At 76.1% G+C, this 18,132-nt stretch carries 11 protein-coding genes; 4 read left to right on the top strand and 7 right to left on the bottom strand.

From position 1 onward, the window contains the following. Positions 1-12: 12 nt before the first annotated feature. The 3 genes from ABTZ54_RS00055 (at position 13) to ABTZ54_RS00045 (ending at position 2,015) form a co-directional block, all read left to right on the top strand. Positions 13-945, top strand: a complete 933-nt coding sequence (locus tag ABTZ54_RS00055) for an acyl-ACP desaturase (RefSeq protein ID WP_351654626.1) — start codon at positions 13-15, stop codon at positions 943-945. Positions 946-957: 12 nt separating this feature from the next. Then, the gene (locus tag ABTZ54_RS00050; RefSeq protein ID WP_351654623.1) at positions 958-1,557 is read left to right on the top strand and encodes an isoprenylcysteine carboxyl methyltransferase family protein; all 600 of its coding nucleotides are present in this window, start codon (positions 958-960) and stop codon (positions 1,555-1,557) included. Positions 1,558-1,628: 71 nt separating this feature from the next. Next, positions 1,629-2,015, top strand: a complete 387-nt coding sequence (locus tag ABTZ54_RS00045) for a 4'-phosphopantetheinyl transferase family protein (RefSeq protein WP_351654620.1) — start codon at positions 1,629-1,631, stop codon at positions 2,013-2,015. Here ABTZ54_RS00045 and ABTZ54_RS00040 read toward each other — a convergent pair. The 7 genes from ABTZ54_RS00040 to ABTZ54_RS00010 all read right to left on the bottom strand — a co-directional run bounded on the left by ABTZ54_RS00040 (position 2,000) and on the right by ABTZ54_RS00010 (position 16,644). Next, complete coding sequence (locus tag ABTZ54_RS00040) at positions 2,000-3,223, bottom strand: FAD-dependent monooxygenase (protein WP_351654617.1); 1,224 nt, start codon at positions 3,221-3,223, stop codon at positions 2,000-2,002. The genes ABTZ54_RS00045 and ABTZ54_RS00040 overlap by 16 nt on opposite strands. A 46-nt stretch (positions 3,224-3,269) precedes the next feature. Next, positions 3,270-6,212, bottom strand: coding sequence for an AfsR/SARP family transcriptional regulator (locus ABTZ54_RS00035; RefSeq protein ID WP_351654612.1), 2,943 nt, complete (start codon positions 6,210-6,212; stop codon positions 3,270-3,272). A 52-nt stretch (positions 6,213-6,264) separates the two neighbouring features. After that, positions 6,265-11,100, bottom strand: coding sequence for a NaeI family type II restriction endonuclease (locus ABTZ54_RS00030; RefSeq protein WP_351654608.1), 4,836 nt, complete (start codon positions 11,098-11,100; stop codon positions 6,265-6,267). Continuing rightward, a complete protein-coding gene (locus ABTZ54_RS00025) occupies positions 11,093-12,037 on the bottom strand; it encodes an AAA family ATPase (protein ID WP_351654605.1) in 945 nt (314 codons plus the stop codon). The genes ABTZ54_RS00030 and ABTZ54_RS00025 overlap by 8 nt, the downstream gene beginning before the upstream one ends. Then, positions 12,034-14,175, bottom strand: a complete 2,142-nt coding sequence (locus ABTZ54_RS00020; RefSeq protein WP_351654603.1) for a vWA-MoxR associated conflict system protein — start codon at positions 14,173-14,175, stop codon at positions 12,034-12,036. The genes ABTZ54_RS00025 and ABTZ54_RS00020 overlap by 4 nt, the downstream gene beginning before the upstream one ends. Further along, a complete protein-coding gene (locus ABTZ54_RS00015) occupies positions 14,172-15,170 on the bottom strand; it encodes an alpha/beta hydrolase (protein ID WP_351654600.1) in 999 nt (332 codons plus the stop codon). The genes ABTZ54_RS00020 and ABTZ54_RS00015 overlap by 4 nt, the downstream gene beginning before the upstream one ends. Before the next feature lie 133 nt (positions 15,171-15,303). Continuing rightward, positions 15,304-16,644 carry a nucleotide disphospho-sugar-binding domain-containing protein gene (locus ABTZ54_RS00010; RefSeq protein ID WP_351654597.1) on the bottom strand — a complete coding sequence of 447 codons (1,341 nt, stop codon included), beginning with the start codon at positions 16,642-16,644 and terminating at the stop codon, positions 15,304-15,306. A gap of 194 nt (positions 16,645-16,838) precedes the next feature. On the opposite strand from ABTZ54_RS00010, the gene ABTZ54_RS00005 reads away from it, so the two are divergent. Then, entirely contained in the window at positions 16,839-17,975 is a 1,137-nt protein-coding gene (locus tag ABTZ54_RS00005) for a winged helix DNA-binding domain-containing protein (protein WP_351654590.1), read from the top strand. The last annotated feature ends 157 nt before the right edge of the window (positions 17,976-18,132 follow it).

Here is an 18,132-nt window from a genome sequence, read left to right as displayed (position 1 = left end):
GTGTCACGGACCGTGCCCGCCATCGCCGCAGACGTACGCATCCTGATCGACCTCGAACCGGTGGCCGCCGACGCCCTCGACACGCACTTCCGGACCACCGTCGACTGGTATCCGCACCAGTACGTCCCCTGGAGCCAGGGCCGTGACTACGACGGCCCCCTCGGAGGCGAGCCGTGGGACCCCTCCCAGCGGAGACTGAACGCGGCCGCCCGGGACGGCCTCCTCCACAATCTGCTCGCGGAGGAGAACCTGCCCAGCTACCACCGGGTGATCGGGGACATGCTGTCGCTCGACGGCCCCTGGGGCGGGTGGGTCAATCGCTGGACCGTGGAGGAAGCCCGGCACGGCACCGCCATCCGCGACTACCTCGTGGTCACCCGCAGTGCCGATCCGGTGCTTCTGGAGGACACCCGCGCCGCGCATGTGCAGCACGGCTACGAGATCGACCACCGGGGCGACCTCATCGCCTCCCTGGTCTACGTCACCCTCCAGGAACTCGGCACCCGCGTCAGCTACCAGGGAATCCGCCGCCTGTGCGACGAGCCGGTCTGCGAGGCCCTGATGAGGCGCATCGCCCACGACGAGAACCGGCACATGCTCTTCTACCGGACCATCCTCCAGGCGTGCGTGCGCATGCACCCCGACCGCACGCTCCAGGCCGTGGCCACCGTCCTCAGGACCTTCCGTCCGCCCGCCCACGCCGCCCCCGGCTTCGGGCGGCTGATCAGCTCCATGGCCAGGTCGGGCATCCTCTCGCCGGAGATCTACCACAGGGACATCGCCCTTCCCTTCCTCCGTATGCTCGGCGCACTCGACACCACCGGACTCGCACCGGCCGGACAGCGCGCCCAGGAGGAGATCGCCGCCCACCTGGAGGAATCGGCGGACCGCGCCGGCAGATACCGCGCCCTGGCCGAACGCCTCGGCCGACTCGCGACCGCGTAGGACGAGGACTCCATGACGATCCCCGCGAGTCTGCTCGCTCTCATCGCCGCCATGGGCGTCGTGCGCCTGGTCGAGCTGACGACCGCCCGCCGCAACGCCCGATGGGCCTTCGCCCACGGCGGCGTCGAGTACGGGCGACGGCAGTACCCCGTCATGGTCGCCCTCCATGTCTGCCTGCTCGTCGGGACCGTCGCGGAGGTCGCCCTCACCGGCCGCGCCTTCGCCCCTGCGACCGGCTGGCCGGCCCTGGCCTTCCTCGTCCTCACGCAGGCGGGCCGCGCCTGGTGCATGAGGACGCTCGGCCCCCGCTGGAACATCCGCGTCATCGTCGTACCCGGACTGCCGCCGGTCACCACCGGGCCCTACCGCCTGCTGCGGCACCCCAACTACCTCATCGTCCTGTGCGAGGGCATCGCCCTGCCCCTCGTCCACACCGCGTGGATCACCGCCCTGCTCTTCACCCTCGCCAACACGGCGTGGCTCGTCGTCCGCGTCCGCACGGAGAACGCGCTGCTGTGGCCCGCGGCGGGACCGGCGGCGGCGGGCGGTCCGCCGAGGCCCGTCATGGCGGAAGCGGGGGAACGGGGCTCCCCGGGCGGCGGAGCCGCCTAGGGTCGGGGCGTGGCTGGTGCCGCCCGGGGCGGACGGGGCGGCTGCGGCGGGCGGCCGACCGGGAGGTGTACGTGGCCGCGCACACCGCGCTGCGGGTGCTGGCCGGGGGGTATCTCGGACTCGGGCCCGCCGGGCTCGTGTTCGCGCGGCTCGACTGCCCGGGGTGCGGCGGGCCGCACGGGCGGCCGGTGCTCGCCGGGGAGGCCGGCCGGCTGCACTTCTCGCTCTCGCACAGCGGGGAGCTCGCGCTGCTCGCCTTCGCGCGCTGCTGGACGCGCAAGGAGGCGTATCTGAAGGGGACCGGCCAGGGGCTGTCCGGCAGCGGGTTCGCCGACACCGTCGTGGGGACCGGCGCGCGTCCGCTGCCCGTCCCCGGCTGGACCCTCACCGACGTGCGGGTCCCGCCCGGCTTCGCGGCCGCGTGCGCCGCGCGCGCGGCACCTCACACCGTGGCGTAGTCGCGCAGCGAGATGTTCTCGGCGGTCCTGCGGGCGATCTTCGCGGCCATGTTCCGGCCGGGCAGGTAAGGCATCAGCCGGTAGTAGCGGTTGAGCGCCGCCGCCGCGAACCGGCTGCCGGGAACCATCAGTCCGGCGACCCCGTCGCCCATCTTCCGGCAGCCCTCCGCGTACGCCCGGAGCTCCCGCTCGTAGCGGGCGAAGGCGACCTCGTGGTCGCCCCCGGCGGCGGCGAGTTCGCCCGCGAGGACATAGGCGCCCACCAGGGCGAGTCCGGAGCCCATCCCCGACAGCGAGGAGGGGCAGTACGCGGCGTCGCCGACCAGCGCCACCCGGCCCCGGGTCCAGCGGTCCATGCGGACCTGGGCGACCGAGTCGAAGTGGAAGTCCGGCGCGTGCCGCATCGCGTCGAGCAGCCGGTCGCTCTCCCAGCCGTTGCCCCGGAACCGCTCGGCCAGCACCTCCTGTTGGCGTGCCACGTCCCGCCGGTCCAGGTCCACGTCCGGGGAGCCGAAGTAGAAGACGGCCTTCGCCTCGGTGTTGTGGCGGGCGCTGTACATGGCCACCAGCCGGTTCGCGGTGCGGTAGGCGTGGCCGGTGTGGTCGAGGCCCAGGTGGTTGTCGGTGGTGAAGACCGCGCAGTGCACGCCCAGGTGCCGGACGAAGTCCTCCTCCGGGCCGAAGGCGAGCCGCCGGGTGGTGGAGCGCAGCCCGTCGGCGCCGATCACCAGGTCGAAGCGGCGGGGCGCGGCGTGCTCGAAGGTGACGGAGACCCCGGCGGCGTCCTCGGTGAGCGAGGTGACCGAGTCGCCGAAGAGATACGTCGTGTACGGGCGGGTCGCCTCGTACAGGATGCGGGCGAGGTCGCCGCGCAGGATCTCGACGTCCCCCGCGAAGAGGTCGGCGGGCAGCTTCGCGACGGGCTTGCCGGCCGCGTTGACGTACGCCATGGAGCCGTTGCCCGTACGGGCGGCCTCGACGGCCTCCAGGATGCCGAGGGCGCGCAGCACCTTCAGGTGGGCGTGGCCCCGGAAGTCGACGGCGTAGCCGCCGTCGCGGAGGGCGGGGGCGCGTTCCACGACGGTGGCGTGGAAGCCGTGGCGGTGGAGGAGCAGGGCGAGGGCCGGGCCCGCGACGGAGGCGCCGGAGATGAGGATGTCCAGTTTCTTCCCGGGCCGCGGGGAGTGCGTGTGCGTCGTCTTCGTCATGCCGCCCAGCTTGTCCGGGGGCGCTCACCGGGTGCTCACCGCCGGCTCACCACCCCGGTGAGCCGGCTCGCAGGACGGCCTCCACGGTGGTCTCGGGCAGGCCCATCAGGCGCAGGGTCCTGGCGGGTCCGGGGCCGAGGCCCGCGACGGCGGCGGCCGCCTCCCGGTAGCGGTCGCGGGCCGTCGCGAGGTCGCCACGGGCCTCGGCGACCCGGCCGAGCCCGGCGAGGCAGCACACCCGGTTGCCCAGGTTCCGCACCCAGGTCGGGTCCATCCGGCCGAGGGCGTCGCCGTAGCGGCGGAAGGCCTCGTCCAGGTCGCCGTCCAGGAGCGCGAGGTCGCCGAGGCCGCGCAGCGCCGCCGCGAGTCCCGCCGAGCCGCCGCCCGCGCGGGCCAGGGCCGCGGCCTCGGTGTAGTCGGCGCGGGCCCGGCCGGGGTCGCGGCCGACGAGGTGGTCGCCCCGGTTGACGAGGAGGTCGGCGGAGTCCTCCAGGGCGCCGAGCTCCCCGGCGAGCGTGAGCGCCCGGTCGGTCAGGGCCACGGCGGCCTCGTGGTCGCCACGGGCTCCGGCGAGAGCGGCGAGGGCGTCCAGCGCGAGGGCGGTGCCCCAGCGGTCGCCGAGCGCGCGGAAGCCGTCGACGGCCTCGCGGAACGCCCGCTCAGCACCCTCGGTGTCCCCGTCCGCCAGCGGCCCGTACCCGGCCACGAAGGCGGCCGCCGCCCGCGCCCAGGGGTCCGGGGAGTCGCGCTGCGCCGACACGAGCCCGAACGCGGGCCCGGGGTCGGCCTCCCCCGCGTTGCGCAGCATCCACACCAGCAGCGCCGCCGGGCGGCGCCCCGCCCGCTCCCCCGACCACACGTCCTCCAGGGCCCGCTGCGCGGTGGCACGGTGGCGCCGCCAGGCGGTCGGCCCGCCGCCGTCGGCGGTCCCGGGCGCACCGGCCGCCGCGAGCAGCACGCACACCGCGTACTCCTCCGCGAGCCCCTCCGGGGGCGTGCCGTCGAGTGCGTCGAGCACGGCGGCGGCCGCGGGGCCCAGCGGTGCGGAGGCGCCCCGGATCCACAGCGAGGGGGCCGCGGCGGCCAGCAGGCGCAGGGCCGTGTCCGGGTCGTGGGCGGCGAGGGCCCGGCGCACCGCCGCCGCGAGGTCGCCGTCCTCGGCGGCCGTGCGCGGGAGCCAGTCGAGCTGCGCGTCCCGCAGCAGGTGCGGGGCGGCGCCGTCGAGCAGGTCCAGGAGGTGCTCGGCATGCCGGCGCCCGGTCGGCTCCTCCTCGTCCGCTTCCCTCAACTGTTCGGCCGCGTACGCCCGTACGGTCTCCAGCATCCGGTGGCGTCCGCCGCCGACGGGCTCGATCAGCGACTTCTCGACCAGCGATTCGAGGGTGTCGCCGGCCATGCCGCAGACCCGCAGCGCGGCGTCGGCGGTCGCGCCGCCGGTGAAGACGGAGAAGCGGCGGGCGGCGCGCTGTTCGTCCGCCGAGAGGAGGTCCCAGCTCCAGGAGACCACCGACCGCAGGGTGCGGTGCCGGGCGTCGGCGGCCCGGCTGCCGCGCGCGGTAACCGCGAGCAGGTCGCCGACCCGGCCCGCGAGCTCGTCGAGCTCCAGGGTCCGCAGCCGGGCCGCCACCAGCTCGACGGCCAGCGGCAGCCCGTCCAGGGCCGCGCAGATCCGGCGTACGGTCACGGGGTCCGGCGCGGGCCCCGGGCGTACGGCACGGGCCCGGTCCTCGAAGAGCCGTACCGCCGCGGCCTCGTCGAGCGGACGGACCTGCCGTACGTGCTCGCCGATCACCCCGAGCGGCTCCCTGCTGGTGGCGAGCACCCGCAGCCGGGGGCAGGCCGAGAGCAGCCGCGCCGCGAGGGCCGCGGCCTCGTCGACGACGTGCTCGCAGTTGTCCAGGACGAGGAGCAGCGGCCGGTCGGCCAGGGCGGTGATCAGCCGGTCCACCGGCGCGAGCGGGCCCTGCGCCGGCTGGAGGCCGCTGCCCCGCAGCCCCAGTGCGGCGAGCAGCGTCGGCGCCAGGGCGGAGCCGTCGCGCAGCGCGGCCAGTTCGACGAAGCAGACCTCGGCGCCGCCATCCCGCACCCCGCGCGCGACCTCGGCCGACAGGCGGGTCTTGCCGACGCCGCCGGGGCCGGTGAGGCAGACCAGGCGGGCCGCCCCGAGGAGGGCGGCCAGCTCGGCGGTCTCCGCTTCGCGGCCGATGAAGGCGGTGAGCGGGGCGGGCGGCTGTGTGGGGGCGGGGAGGCCGCCCGCGTCGAGCAGTTCGCGGTGGAGCCGGGTCAGTTCGGGGGACGGGTCGGCGCCGAGCTCCTCCGCGAGGCGGCGTCGGGTCTCCTCGAACACCAGCAGCGCCTCCGCCGGGCCGCCCTGGGCGGACAGCGCCCGGATCAGCAGCGCGGCCGGCCGCTCGCGCAGCGGGTGCGCGTCGACCAGCTCGCGCAGTTCGGGGACGGCGGCGCGGTGCTCGCCGGTGCGCAGTTCGGCTTCGATCCGGTCCTCGACGGCGGCCAGCCGCAGCTCGTCCAGGCGGACCGCGGCCGTGCGGGCCGTCTCGCTGTCGGGCAGCCCGGCCAGCGCGGGCCCCCGCCACAGCCCGAGCGCCTCGCGCAGCACCTCCGCCGCCCGTCGGGGGTCGCCGTCGCGCAGGGCGGCGCGCCCCTCGGCGACGGCGCGCTCGAAGCGTACGGCGTCGACGGATTCGGCCTCAGTACGTCCGAGCACCAGGCGGTAGCCGGAGCCGGTCCGTTCGATCGACGCCCCTTCGGGCAGCGCCGCGCGCAGCCGGGACACCTGGGACTGCAACGCGTGCGCGGTCACCGCGCCGCCGCCCGGTTCGATCTCCTCGGCCAGCCGCTCCGCCGGGACGACGGCCCCGGGGCGGACCAGGAGCAGCGCCAGCAGGGCCCTGCGCGCGGGCCCGCCGAGGGGCACTTCGGTGCCGTCGTCGTACCAGGCCCGGGTGTCGCCGAGGATTCCGAAACGCATTCCCGGAATTAGATCACGCGGCGGTTCGCGGGGCCGGTCGCGCGCCGCCCTCTCACCGACCGCGCAGGGCGGGGAACCCGGCCGGGAGCGGGGCCGGTTCGTCCCCCTCGGCCGCCAGGACCCACGCGGCCCCGTCGGCGACGACGGAGGGCCGCGCGCCGTGCTCGGAGCGGCGCCGGGCGAGGGGGGCGCACACGTACTCGTCCTCCTCCGGGACCGGCAGCCGCAGCGTCGCCGCCGTCTCCCGGCCGCGCGGGGTGCCGCCCAGGAGCAGCAGGCCGTCCTCGCGCAGGGCGGCGCCCGCGAGGCGCACCGTCCGTGCCGCCTTGGCCGTATGGATCAGGGGGCGCAGCGCGGAGAGGGGCACCGTCCGGAGGCGGACCCGGCGGAAGAGTTCGATGACGCGGGAGACGTCGTCGGGGTGGGCGAGGATCGCGTCGCGGGTCTCCGGGTCGAGGTGCAGGAGCAGGTTCTCGGGGAGCGGCGCGTCCCGGTGCAGCCAGAGGACGGCGGTGCGGTGCGCCTCCGCCGTGAGGGCCGCCAGGCCGTCCCGCTCGGTGACGGATGTCAGGTGCTCGGGCCGCACCCGGACGAGCCCCGCCGACCAGGTGCTGCGCGCCTCGTCCACGTACGCCATCAGGGCGATGGTCCCGACGGCGCCGGGGCCGAAGGTCTGCCGGGGTCCGCCGAGGGAGAACTTGACGTCGAACGGCACGTCGCCCTGCGGCCGTTGCCAGACCAGGCCGAAGGTCCGGCCCCGCACGAAGGGGAAGACGGTCTGGAGGCCCGACCTCACCTCCCCCCGGATCCGCGCCACTTCGTCGGGCAGCAGCTCCGCCGGGTCGAACCGCCCGGTGTTCCTCAGATCGAGCAGCCCGTCGATGCGCTCCCGCAGGATCCCGGCGAAGCGCCGCCCGTCGGGATCGAGTTCGTTGAACACCCGCGCGAGGGCGATGAGTTCACCGTCGTACGAGGAGAGGTCGAGGCGCGGGGTGAGGATCACGCAGACCTCCGCGCCGTCCTGGGTGCGCACCTCCTGCGCGGTGAAGCGCCCTGCTGTGTCGGTGTCGCGCAGGGTGGCGAAGGCCTCCGGGGAGACGCACAGGGTGGTGTCGTCCGGGTAGTTCTCCGACACCCTGCGGAATTCGGCGTGGCGCAGCATGGTCCGGGTGTACTCGACGCCCGGTTCGAGGCGCGCGGGCCCGGTGTGCACGCCGATGCGCAGGGGGCGGCCGACGCCGCTCGCCGCGAGCCGCCCCGGGAGCTGTTCGACCAGGTCGCGCAGCACGTCGCCGACGGGGACGGCGGTGTCGACGAGCAGCAGGACGCTGTCGTCCAGGCGGCGCGTCTCGGACCGGTCGGCCAGTCCGGCGCGGGCGAGGAGGGCCGCCGTCTCGACCTCCAGGCGGGCCGCGTCGTCCGGGCCCTCCAGCACGACGAACGTCCGCCCGGTGGAGGGGCGGGCGGACTCCCGGGCGGTACGGAGCAGACGCAAGGCGATCTCCAGGCCCGACGCGTCGCCGGCCGCTTCGAGGAGCTCCACGGCGCGCCGGGCCGGGGCCTCCGCCTCCGCTCCCCGGTCCAGGAAGAGGAGGGTGTCGGCGAGGCGGACCAGCACCTGCCCCTCCTCGTCGGGCAGCCCCCGGGCCGCGAGGTGCAGGCTCAACCTGCGCTGGGCGACGGCCAGTTCCTCGTAGTCGCGGGACGCGGCGAGGGCCTGCTCCAGACAGTGGAGCGCGTCGGTGGTCTCCGGGCTGCGGGCGGTGGAGCCGACGTCGAGGTAGGCCAGCGCCTCCTCGGCCCAGGACACCGCCACCCCTGGGCCGTCCGGTTGCCCGCCGAGGGAGAGCCGGGCGAGCAGCAGTGCGGCGGGGCCGTAGGTGGCCGCGTCGCCCTGGAGCTGGAAGGTGCTCGCCTTGTGCACGGTGTCCCAGGCCTCGCGCGGGCGCCGGGAGGCGTGCTGGGCGTGGGCGAGCGCGACCACGGCCCGGACCCAGGCCTCGTCGGTGTACAGGGAGCGCCCGTCGATCAGCGAGCGGGCGGCCTGCGCGAAGCGCGTGCGGTACAGCGGCGACGCTCCGGACTCGTGGAGCAGGAAGAGCGTGTCGGCCTCCAGGCCGGTGGAGCCGACGCCCGAGGGGGCGAGGGCGTTGGGGATCCACACCTCGGGGTGGGGCGCCGGTTCGGGGGTCACGCCGAGCAGGGCGGGCAGCGCGCTGCCGGGGTGCCGCTCCTCGCGGAGCGCGGCGGCGGCGGCGCGGCGGAAGCGGGCGACGCGCTCCCGGGCCACCACGCGCCGGGGCTCGAACGGCCTCCCCTTCTCGACCTCCGCGTGGACGGCGCCGGGGAACGCGTACCGCTCAGGACCCGCCGCCTCCAGGAGGCCCGCCCGGACGAGGGTGTCCAGCTGACGGGCGGAACCGGCCGGGTCGCCCTCCAGGACGGCCAGGGCCTCCTGGAGCGTGAACGCGCCCGAGCTGACCACCGCGAGGCGCTCCAGGACCCCCGCGAGGCCTCCGTGCCACCGGTCCGCGTCGAGCCGCTGCCGCACCAACAGCGAGGGATCCAGGGCCTGTTCGGTCGAGCGACGGCGCCCCGGAAGGTTGTCGAGCGTGTACGCCGGGTCGATGTCGGAGATCAGCGCGCCGGCCAGGATCCGCAGGGAGAGCGGCCACCACGCGTCCAGTCCGATCGCCTGCCGCGCCAAGGCCGCGTCGGCGTCCGGGCCCATCCGCGCGAGGAGCAGGCCCACCGCGTCGCGGCCGATCAGCGGGGCGAGTTCGACACCCTGGTACGGGTGGCGTGAAGGGACCAGTTCGCGACTGGTGAGGAGGACGGCGCAGCCCTCGGGCGGAGTGGTGGCGAGGTGGTGCACGGCCGTCTGGCCGGCCAGGTCGTCCAGGACCACCAGGACGCGCCTGCCCTCCATCGCGGTGCGCAGGGTGGCCGTCAGGGCGGCGAGGACGTCCGGCGCGCGCGGTTCGGGGACGTCCTCGTCCGCCACGCCCAGCTCCCGCAGCACCTGGTACAGCGCCGCCTCCGGCGGCACCGGGTGCGGGGTGGAGCCGCGCAGCAGCACGAACACGACGCCGTCGGGGAAGTGCTCCCGGACCTGGTGGGCCACGTGCCGGGCGAACGCGGTGCGCCCGGCGCCAGGGACGCCGTCGCGCGCGCTCACGCAGAGGAGCCGGGTCGTCCCGTCGGCCAGGTTGCGGGCGACGCGTTCGACGAGTGCGGTGTGCCCGACGAACGCCTCGGGCGCGGCGTCCTCCGGCCCGGCCGGGCGGCCGGGCTCCGCGAAGCCCAGGAGTTCCAGGGTGCGCCGCGACGCCCGCGCGAAGGCCTCCTTCTCGGCCGCCCAGTCCTGCGGCCCCTCCCCGTCGTGGGCGACCGAGGGCAGCCGGGCGGGGCCCGCGCCGCGCGTGGCGACGTACCGGTCGAGCTCCTCGTGAACGGCCCACAGCTCGTGGGCGGGCAGCTCGGCGCGCAGGACGGTCTGGGCCTCGGGCGGCAGCAGGAGCTCGATGCCGCCGGTGGCGTTCTCCTCCAGGTCGAACACCCCGCTGGTGACGAGCTCGGCCACGTCCGCGACGCCGGCCTCCGGGACCAGCTGCTCGCGGAGGAGGTGGATCAGGCGCAGGCTCAGCCGGTCGAACGGGGAGCAGAGCACGGCCAGTCGGGCCGCGCGGGGCGAGGCGGTGCGCAGCAGGTTGCGGGCGAGCGTCCCGGGCGGCAGCGGGACCGCCGGGGGGCGGGCGGGTCCTGGGGTGCGCCCGGTCGGCGGGACGAGCACGGCGGTGCAGCCCTCGGGCGCGCCGCGCATCAGGGTGTGCGACCAGCGGCCGAGGGAGTGCGGGGTGAGGGAGAGCACGGGGAGGGGGAGCCAGTCGCCGTCGGCGTCGGCAGGGGTGTCGGGGGCGCCGTCCTGTCCCCCGGGGCCGCCTGCCGGGTCTCCCAGGCTTCCCAGGCTTCCCGGCAGAAACAGACCCGGCGGTTCCACCGGCACGCGGCTCCGATGCGTACCCGGCGCGGCGGGGGTGAAGCGTGTCGTCGGAAGGTTGAGGCCGCCGCGCCGCCACAGCCGGGTCGGGAGCGGGTTGAGCACGGCGGTGGGGGTGGCGCCCGCCCATTCCCGCAGCAGGTGCCAGACCTCGGGGCGGCGCCAGGCGTCGGCCATGCAGTCGGAGACCACGACGACGAGCCGGCGCCCGTCGGAGGAGCGCAGTTGTCCGGGGACGAGGGGCTCGCCGGAGGCGTCGAAGGCGAGGTCGGTGACCTGGAGGGTGCGGAAGGCGCCGAGCCGGTCGAGGACGGCGGTGAACTCGGCGACCGTCTCGCGCCAGACGCGCATGCCGGGCGAGCGGTCCACGACGAGGGCCAGGTCGAACCAGCGCTCGGGCGCCGCCGCCAGGACCGGGATCAGCTCGCCGCTGCGGGCGTAGCCGTCGACGGTCGCGTCGATGTCCAGCTCGGCGTGGCGGCCGCGCGGCCAGCGCCGCTTCCAGGGGCGCAGCGCCCGGGTGAGTTCGAGCGCGCGGGGCAGCCCGGTGGCGCGGGGCGCGGCCACGGCGTGCCCCCGGACGCGGGCGCCGCTGCCGGGGAGCCGCTCGTGCAGGGGGCGGGTGGCGTCGGCGGTCGGGGCGCCGGTCGCGGGCGGGCGGGGCGCCGGGGCGGCTTCGCGGGGGCGGGGCGGGGTGGCCGGCGGGCTCGGCGGCTCGGCCGGGCCGGGGGCGGGCGGTGCCGGTGGGGGTGCGGGCCGGTCCGTGGCGGCGGTCCGGTCCCCGGCCATGTGGGCGGCCAGCCAGAGCGCCTCCGCCAGCGCGGTGCCGTCCAGGTCGGGGGCGGCGGCGCGCAGGGCGGAGAGCAGTCCGGGCAGCGGATCAGGCATGCGAGAGCTCGCGCAGGATCAGGTCCTCGATGGCCTGCCGCCGCTCCTCGTCGGGCGCGCCCGCCCCGGTGAGCAGGTGGACGGCGTTGAGCAGTTGGTCGACGGCGAGGCTCTCGCCCGCCGTGAGGCGTTCGAGGAAGACCGTGAGCAGCCGGTCGGCCTCGGGGGTGCGGGCGGTCTCGGGGCCCATGTGGGCCTCGACGATCCGCAGCAGCGTCTCGGGGGTGGGCAGGGGCATCGTGAAGCGGACGCAGCGGCGCAGGAAGGCGGCGGGGAAGTCGCGTTCGCCGTTGCTGGTCATGACGATGAACGGGAACTCGGTGCACTGCACCCGCCCGCGCCGCACCTCGTGGTGGGTGTCGCCCTGCCATTCCCGTACGGCGACCAGGTCCGTTCCGTAGCGGGCGAGTTCGGGGATCTCGAACTCGCCGCGTTCGAGCACGTCGAGGAGGTCGCTGGGGAGGTCCAGGTCGCTCTTGTCGATCTCGTCGATCAGCAGCGCCCGGGGCCGCTCGGTGGGCAGCAGGGCGGTGCCCAGGGGGCCCATGCGCAGGAAGGGCGCGATGTCGTCGCCGCCGTCGCGCCCCTTGAGGCGCTGCGCGTGGATCCGGCCGAGGGCGTCGTAGCGGTACAGCGCCTCGGTGAGGCTGCTGCGGGAGGTGATGTGCCAGCGCAGGACGGTGCCGAGGGCGAGTTCGGCGGCGACCTGCTCGATCACGGTGGACTTACCGGAGCCCGCGGGTCCGGTGACGAGCAGGGGGCGGCGCAGCGCGAGCGCGGCGTTGACCGCCTCGACGAGGCCGGGCGGCGGCACGAACCGCTCGTGCAGGGAGCGGCGCGGGAACTCCCGCCAGGGCGGGGCCTTGGGGAGCGCGACGGGTCCCTCGGGGCCGGTCGGGGCCTCGCCGTCGCCGACGTAGAAAGGCTGCCAGGTCATGCGGGACTCTCCCCCTCCGTCGGGAACCGTTCCCCGGAGAACTGTTCCCGAGCCGTGTGCTCGCTATCGAACCATTTGCAGAAATCCAGCCACTCGGGACCGTCCCACACGGTACGCAGTCCCGCGAGATGGCGTCGCCCCGCGTCGGCGTGCCCGCACGCGCCGTCGCGCGCCCCCGGTCCGGACCGCCTGCGTTCCCGGTAGGCGCGGCTGAACTCGGCGGGCAGCAGGTGCCAGTACGTGTCGACGGATCGCCGTACGGGCTCGGGGACGGGCGCGCGGTCCGCCTGTTCGGCCGGTTCGGGGTTCGGCCACATCACGATGGGCGAGGCGGCCAGCAGGGACTCCATCATGTCCTTGAGCTGGGCGGGCCGGTGTTCCAGGGCGACGGCCCTGCCGTGGAACGCCGTCCTGCGGAGCCGTTCGAGGAGTTCGTCGGCGCGCCGGGTGTCGGCCTCGCCGAGCCAGTCGACCCGGCTGCCCTCGACCTGGTCCTTCAGGGCCTTCAGGGCCGTACGGGCCTGGCCGTTGATCCAGAAGAGGTGGTCGGGTGGCTGGATGCGGTCGCTCCAGCGCAGGACCACGTCGTGGAGGTCGCCGAGTCGGCGCATCCCGAAGTCGGCCTCCTCGGGGCGCCAGACGGCGAGCAGCGGGGCGGGGGCGGCGATCTCGACCCGGCGCAGCGGGGTGTCGAGGGCGTCGGCGTGCCGGGTCGCCCACTGGAGCACGTCGCCGAGGGCGCGTTCGACGCCGGAACGGTCCTGCGCGGGGCAGGGGAACTCCTCGTGCCGGCGTACGGTCCCGTCGTCGAGGAGCCAGACGGCGAGCGACTCGGGCCAGTCGTCGCCGACGGCGCCGTGCAGGCTGACGACGAGCCGCAGCCTGGTCTCCCGGTTGTGTTCGGCGAGCCGCTCGAAGGCGTCGTTGAGGTCGATCAGGGCGTCGACGGCGACCGCCCAGGCGCGCAGCGCGGGGTGGCGCGGGTCGACATGGGTCTCGCGGGCCAGGACGGCGACGAAGGAGGCGAGCGGTTCGGTCGGGCGCCGCTCGGCGCGCGGGGCCCGCAGCAGCAGGTACTCGACGGCGTCCCGCAGCAGTTCGCCGCCGGTGGAGTCGGGCGGCGGCGCGAGCGGGGCCGGGCAGGCCTCGGCGAGGGCGCGCCGCAGCAGCGCGCTGGTGAGGTCGTCGCCGGGCCAGTCGGTGAGCAGGGCCTGGGTGCGTACGGCGCTCTGGAGGGCGGTCGTCACCCGGCGGGCCCAGCTCCGCCGGGGCTCGCGCAGCGCGGCGGCGCGGGAGCGCAGCCCGTCCAGGTCCCGGGGGTGGGTGACGGTGTCGGCGGCGGACCCGTCGGCGGTGCCGAGGGCGCGGTCGAGGTCGGCGCGGCCGAGCGGGCCGAACAGGGAGCCCGAACCGCCGTCGCCGTGGCGGGCGTTGTGGGCCAGCCAGAGCACGCCTTCGGCGAACGGGGCGCCGTCGTAGTGGGTGTCCTGGACGGTCTGGCCCTCGGCGCCGCCGTCCGCGCGCACGGCCCGGACGACGACCGAGGGGACGAGGGTCTCCCCCGCGTCGGCGACGCCCGCGTCGAGCACCTTGACGAGGGTGCGGCTGAAGCGGAGCTCGTACGCCTCCTCCTCGGCGCCGGAACCCATGAGGAGCGAGAAGCGGGTGTCGCCGCGCCGGATGCCGTGGGCCAGCGAGTGGAGGTCGGGGTGGGCGTTGCCCGCGTGGCAGGTGTCGACGAGGGCCACGACCCCGTCGAGTCCCGGGGTGTCGAGGAGTCCGGTGAGCAGCGAGCCGACGTCGACGGCGCTCAGCGGGTCCTCGGCCCGGGAGTCGCCCGCCATGAAGTAGAGCCGGGTGCCGGCCGCCATGCCGTGGCCGAGGAGGCAGAGGACGAGCACCGCCCCGGCGTCGGCGGCGGCGCGGCCGGCCCGCCGTACGGCCTCCTCGACGCCCGTGCGGGTGAGCTCGGGCCCGTACAGCAGGGTCGGTCCGTGCGGCTGGTCCTTCTCGCAGGCGCCGGCCCACGGGGTGGTGAGGGTGTCGTGGAGGGCGCGGGTCGCCTGCTCCAGTTCGTCGAGGAGGCCGAGGTCGGGGCACTGGGCCCCGATCACCAGCACATGGCGCGGTCCGCTCATCGCTCCGCGAGGGTGGTCAGCGCCTCGACGAGCGGTCCGGCGACGGCCGGCTGCGCCAGGTACTTCGCCGCCGGGTGGACCCAGGCCCCGTCGGAGTCGACCCGGCGGGAGGCGGGGACGACGGCGGCGGCGTTGGGCCGTACGAAGCTCTCCAGGTGCGGGCGGGCGGCCACGAGGTCGTCGCGGTCCCAGAAGTTGAGCCAGCGTCCCACGGAGGCGGGGGTGGCGAGGGGGTGGGGGCGGACCCGGGGCTGGACGGCGGTCCGGATGCCGAGGGGCGAGCCGAGGGTGACGAGGAGCGGGACGTCGGGGCGTGGAGTGTTCGGGGCGTCGGGCCGGGTCCCGTGCTCGTGCAGCGTCTCCAGGGCGACGACGGTGCCGAGGGAGTGGGCGACGACGACGTTGGGGCCTTCGGGGTCCAGGCAGGCGGCGACGCGGGCGCGGATCCGCCGGTCCAGGGTGGCGCCGGTGGTGTCGGGTTCGGCGCGGTTGAGGTAGCGGGCGACCTGGCCGAGCATGCCGGCGGTGGTGCGGGCGCTGAGCCAGCCGCCGAGGGCGCGTACGCCCGGGACGGCGAGCAGGGTGGTGACCGCGTTGACCACGCGGCGGGCCGGGGCCCCCGCGCCCTGGGCCCCGGGCGGCGGCGCGAGCTGCGTGCGGGCGTGCCGCAGGGCGCGGGTCTCGGCGGCCGAGAGGGGGGCGCCGGAGTCGGCGAGCCGCTCGTCGACCGCCTCCAGGAGGAGCTCCGCGAGCACGGCGTCGTCCTGGTCGTCCGCCGGGGCGCCGCCGCTCCCCTGGCTTCCGGCGGAGCGGAACAGGTCGCCGTAGTAGGCGAACCGGGCGTCGGCGGCCCAGCCTCCCGTCAGGCCGGAGACCCGTGCGGAATGCCCGGCGGCGCGCGCGCCCGCGGCCACGGCCCGCAGCCATTCGTCCAGGTCGGCGGCGGCGTCGCGGGGGCCGCCGATGCCGTGGACGAAGACCAGGCGAGGTTTCATGGCGCCCCCCGTTCGACACGATGCTTGCGGGCGATCCTTACGGGTGGGGCGGGGCGGGAGCAAGCCGTTGCGGAACCTTCACCTGGTCTCGGCCAACTCCTCCGTCAGCTTGGCGAGATCAGTGCGGTCGGGCTCAGCGGGCGGCGGTCTCCCGGACGAGGCCGTCGGCCTCCCGGACGAGGCCGTCGATCAGGGCGAGGGCGTCGTGCGCGGCGTACTCCTTGGCGAGGGCGGCGGCGCGCTCGCGGTAGGAGGGGACGGACAGGACGGTGTCCACGGCCTCGCGGAGCGCCTCGACGGTGGGGTCCGCGGTACGGAGGTTGACGCCGGTGCCGGACCACTCGACGCGGGCGGCGACCTCCGGCTTGTCCTCGGTGTCGCCGCCCACGATCAGGGGCACGCCGTGGGCGAGGGCGGCCTGGGTGCCTCCGTAGCCGCCGTTGGTGACCAGCAGGTCGGCCAGCGGGAGGAGTTCGGCGAAGGGCACGTACCCGGCGATACGGGCGTTGGCCGGGACGGCGGGCAGGTCGGCGGCGATCCGCTCGGCCGCGTCGGGGCGCCCGGTGGCGGCGACGACGAAGACGTCCTCGCGGTCCGCGAGCGCCCGGACGGTGGGGACGACGAGCCGGCCGAGGGCGGTGTTGGCGAGGGTGCCCTGGGTGACCACGACGATCCGCTTCCCCTCGGCGCGGGCCGCCTGGAGCTCGGGCCACCAGGCGGGCGGCTCCTGGGCGGCGCCCGCCTCGATGGGGATCGCGCCGACGAAGCGGATGTTGGCGGGCTGGTCGCTGCGCGGGTACTCGAATCCGGCCACGGTGAGCTGGAGGAACGCGTCGGCGGCCTGGATGCGGAGCCAGCCGAGCGAGCCCTCCGCCAGGGTCACTCCCGCGGTGGTGAAGCAGCCGCGCAGGTGGGTGGCGAGGGGCTTGCTCCGTTCGGCCATCCGCGCCGCCATCTCCGCGTACCGCGCGCGCTCCGCGTCGTCGGCGGGCGGCAGCAGTCCGAGCAGGTGGGGCGCGGTGTCCCGGCTGTCGACGCCGAGCGGCGAGATGCCCACGCTGAAGACGGCGGGGCGGTGGCCGGCCTCCTCGCTCAGGGCGAGCGCCACGCCGCCGAGGAACAGGTTGTCGTGGATGACGACGGAGGCCGGGAAGTCGGCCAGGACCTCGCGCACCGCGCCGAGCTGGGCGGGGATCGGGTCGCCGAAGACATGCATGACATCCCACATGACCTGCTCGGGCCCGGCGGGGATCGCCTCCCGGCCGGGGAACCGGGCCGTCAGGTCACGGTCGTCGTAGTCGGCCGCGGCGGGCAGCGCCCGGAAGGCGGGCCCGGCCGCCTCCACCTGGGCGGCGAAGCGGGAGCCCCCGAGGAAGACCACCTCGTGGCCGAGGCCGGAGAGATGGCGGGCGATCTGGAGCAGCGGAGCGTGGTGGCCGGACACGGGCGTGGCGGCGACGAGGATCCTGGACATGGTGACGTTCCCCCCTGGGTACGTACGTCGAGCGGTGGGCGCGCCGTCGTGGATGACGCGCGTAGCGAGCCTACGACCTGCGGTGACGCGGCATCGAAGCGTTGCCGGGCGACGGCGCGTCGGGGCTCCTCGGGGTCTCGGGTTCTCGGGGTCTGGGGGTCTCGGGGAATCGGGTTCTCGGGGAGAATGCCCCCGTGAAGATCACCGCGCGTGAGCTCAATCGCGCCACCCTCGGCCGTCAACTGCTCCTGGAGCGCGCGCCGCTGAGCGTCGCCGACGGCGTACGGCGGGTGGTCGCGCTCCAGGCGCAGCACCCCGGTTCGCCGTATCTGGCGCTGTGGAACCGGCTCGTGGGGCTGGATCCGGACGAGGTCGACGCCGTCTTCGCGCGCGGTGAGGTGGTGAAGGCGACGCTGATGCGGATCACCGTGCACGCGGTGCACGCCGGGGACTACCGGATGTTCCGGGAGGCGCTCCAGCAGACGCTGTACGGGTCGCGGCTCGGGTTCCGCTTCGCGGAGACGGGGCTCACGCCCGCCGACGCCGAGACGCTGGTGCCGGAGCTGCTCGGGTTCGCCGAGGAGCCGCGGACGATGGCCGAAATGCGCGGGTGGCTGGCGGGGCGGGTCGGCGAGGAGCGGGCGGAGGGCGCGTGGTGGGGGCTGCGGGCGTACGCGCCGTTGCACCACCATCCGACGGGCGGCCCCTGGTCGTTCGGCCGGAGCCCGTCGTTCGTGGCCTCCGGCGGTGCCCCCGTGACCGGCCGCGAGGTCAGGCCCGAGGCGCTGCGAGGTCTGGTGCTGCGCTATCTGGAGGCCTTCGGCCCCGCGTCGGTGGCGGACGTGGCGCAGTTCGCGATGGTCCAGCGGGCGCCGGTCCGCCGGGTCCTGAAGGAGCTCGACGCGGACCTCGACCACCTCGAAGGACCCGACGGCACGGCGCTCTTCGACCTCCCGGGCGCCCCGCGCCCGCCCGGGGACACGCCCGCGCCGCCCCGGCTGCTGCCCATGTGGGACAGCGTCCTGCTCGCGTACGCCGACCGGAGCCGGGTGATACCGCCGGAGCTCCGCCGGGTGGTGATCCGCGTCAACGGCGACGTGCTGCCGACGCTGCTCGTCGACGGGTACGTGGCGGGGGTGTGGCGCCCGGTGGAGGGCGGCATCGAGGCCACGGCCTTCCAGGAGCTCCCGGAGACGGCGTGGCAGGGGCTCGCGCAGGAGGCGCGCGCACTGTCCGCGCTGCTCGCGGCCCGCGACCCCTGGCTCTACCGGCGCTACGACCACTGGTGGGCCAAGCTGCCGGAGGGGCGGGTGCGGGTCCTGCCCGCGTAGGGGACGACACCCATGTAAGGGACGGCACCCCCTAGGGTGGACCCGCCAGGAAGCCCCCGGGCGCACGCCCGCGCGCGGGGGCTTCGGCTTCTGGCGTGGTGGCCCCCCCCCCGGGGGGGCCCCCCACGCGCGGGATAAGGGTCAGAAAAAAAAGTGC

Source organism: Streptomyces sp. NPDC094032, assembly GCF_040303965.1.
Classification (GTDB): domain Bacteria; phylum Actinomycetota; class Actinomycetes; order Streptomycetales; family Streptomycetaceae; genus Streptomyces.
This window is presented reverse-complemented; position numbering and strand designations above follow the sequence as displayed.

What these genes read in the sequence shown, in the direction of transcription:
- ABTZ54_RS00025 (WP_351654605.1), bottom strand. Translation starts at nt 12,037, where the DNA reads ATGACCTGGCAGCCTTTCTACGTCGGCGACGGCGAGGCCCCGACCGGC.
- ABTZ54_RS00050 (WP_351654623.1), top strand. Translation starts at nt 958, where the DNA reads ATGACGATCCCCGCGAGTCTGCTCGCTCTCATCGCCGCCATGGGCGTC.
- ABTZ54_RS00035 (WP_351654612.1), bottom strand. Translation starts at nt 6,212, where the DNA reads ATGCGTTTCGGAATCCTCGGCGACACCCGGGCCTGGTACGACGACGGC.
- ABTZ54_RS00015 (WP_351654600.1), bottom strand. Translation starts at nt 15,170, where the DNA reads ATGAAACCTCGCCTGGTCTTCGTCCACGGCATCGGCGGCCCCCGCGAC.
- ABTZ54_RS00020 (WP_351654603.1), bottom strand. Translation starts at nt 14,175, where the DNA reads ATGAGCGGACCGCGCCATGTGCTGGTGATCGGGGCCCAGTGCCCCGAC.
- ABTZ54_RS00010 (WP_351654597.1), bottom strand. Translation starts at nt 16,644, where the DNA reads ATGTCCAGGATCCTCGTCGCCGCCACGCCCGTGTCCGGCCACCACGCT.
- ABTZ54_RS00040 (WP_351654617.1), bottom strand. Translation starts at nt 3,223, where the DNA reads ATGACGAAGACGACGCACACGCACTCCCCGCGGCCCGGGAAGAAACTG.
- ABTZ54_RS00030 (WP_351654608.1), bottom strand. Translation starts at nt 11,100, where the DNA reads ATGCCTGATCCGCTGCCCGGACTGCTCTCCGCCCTGCGCGCCGCCGCC.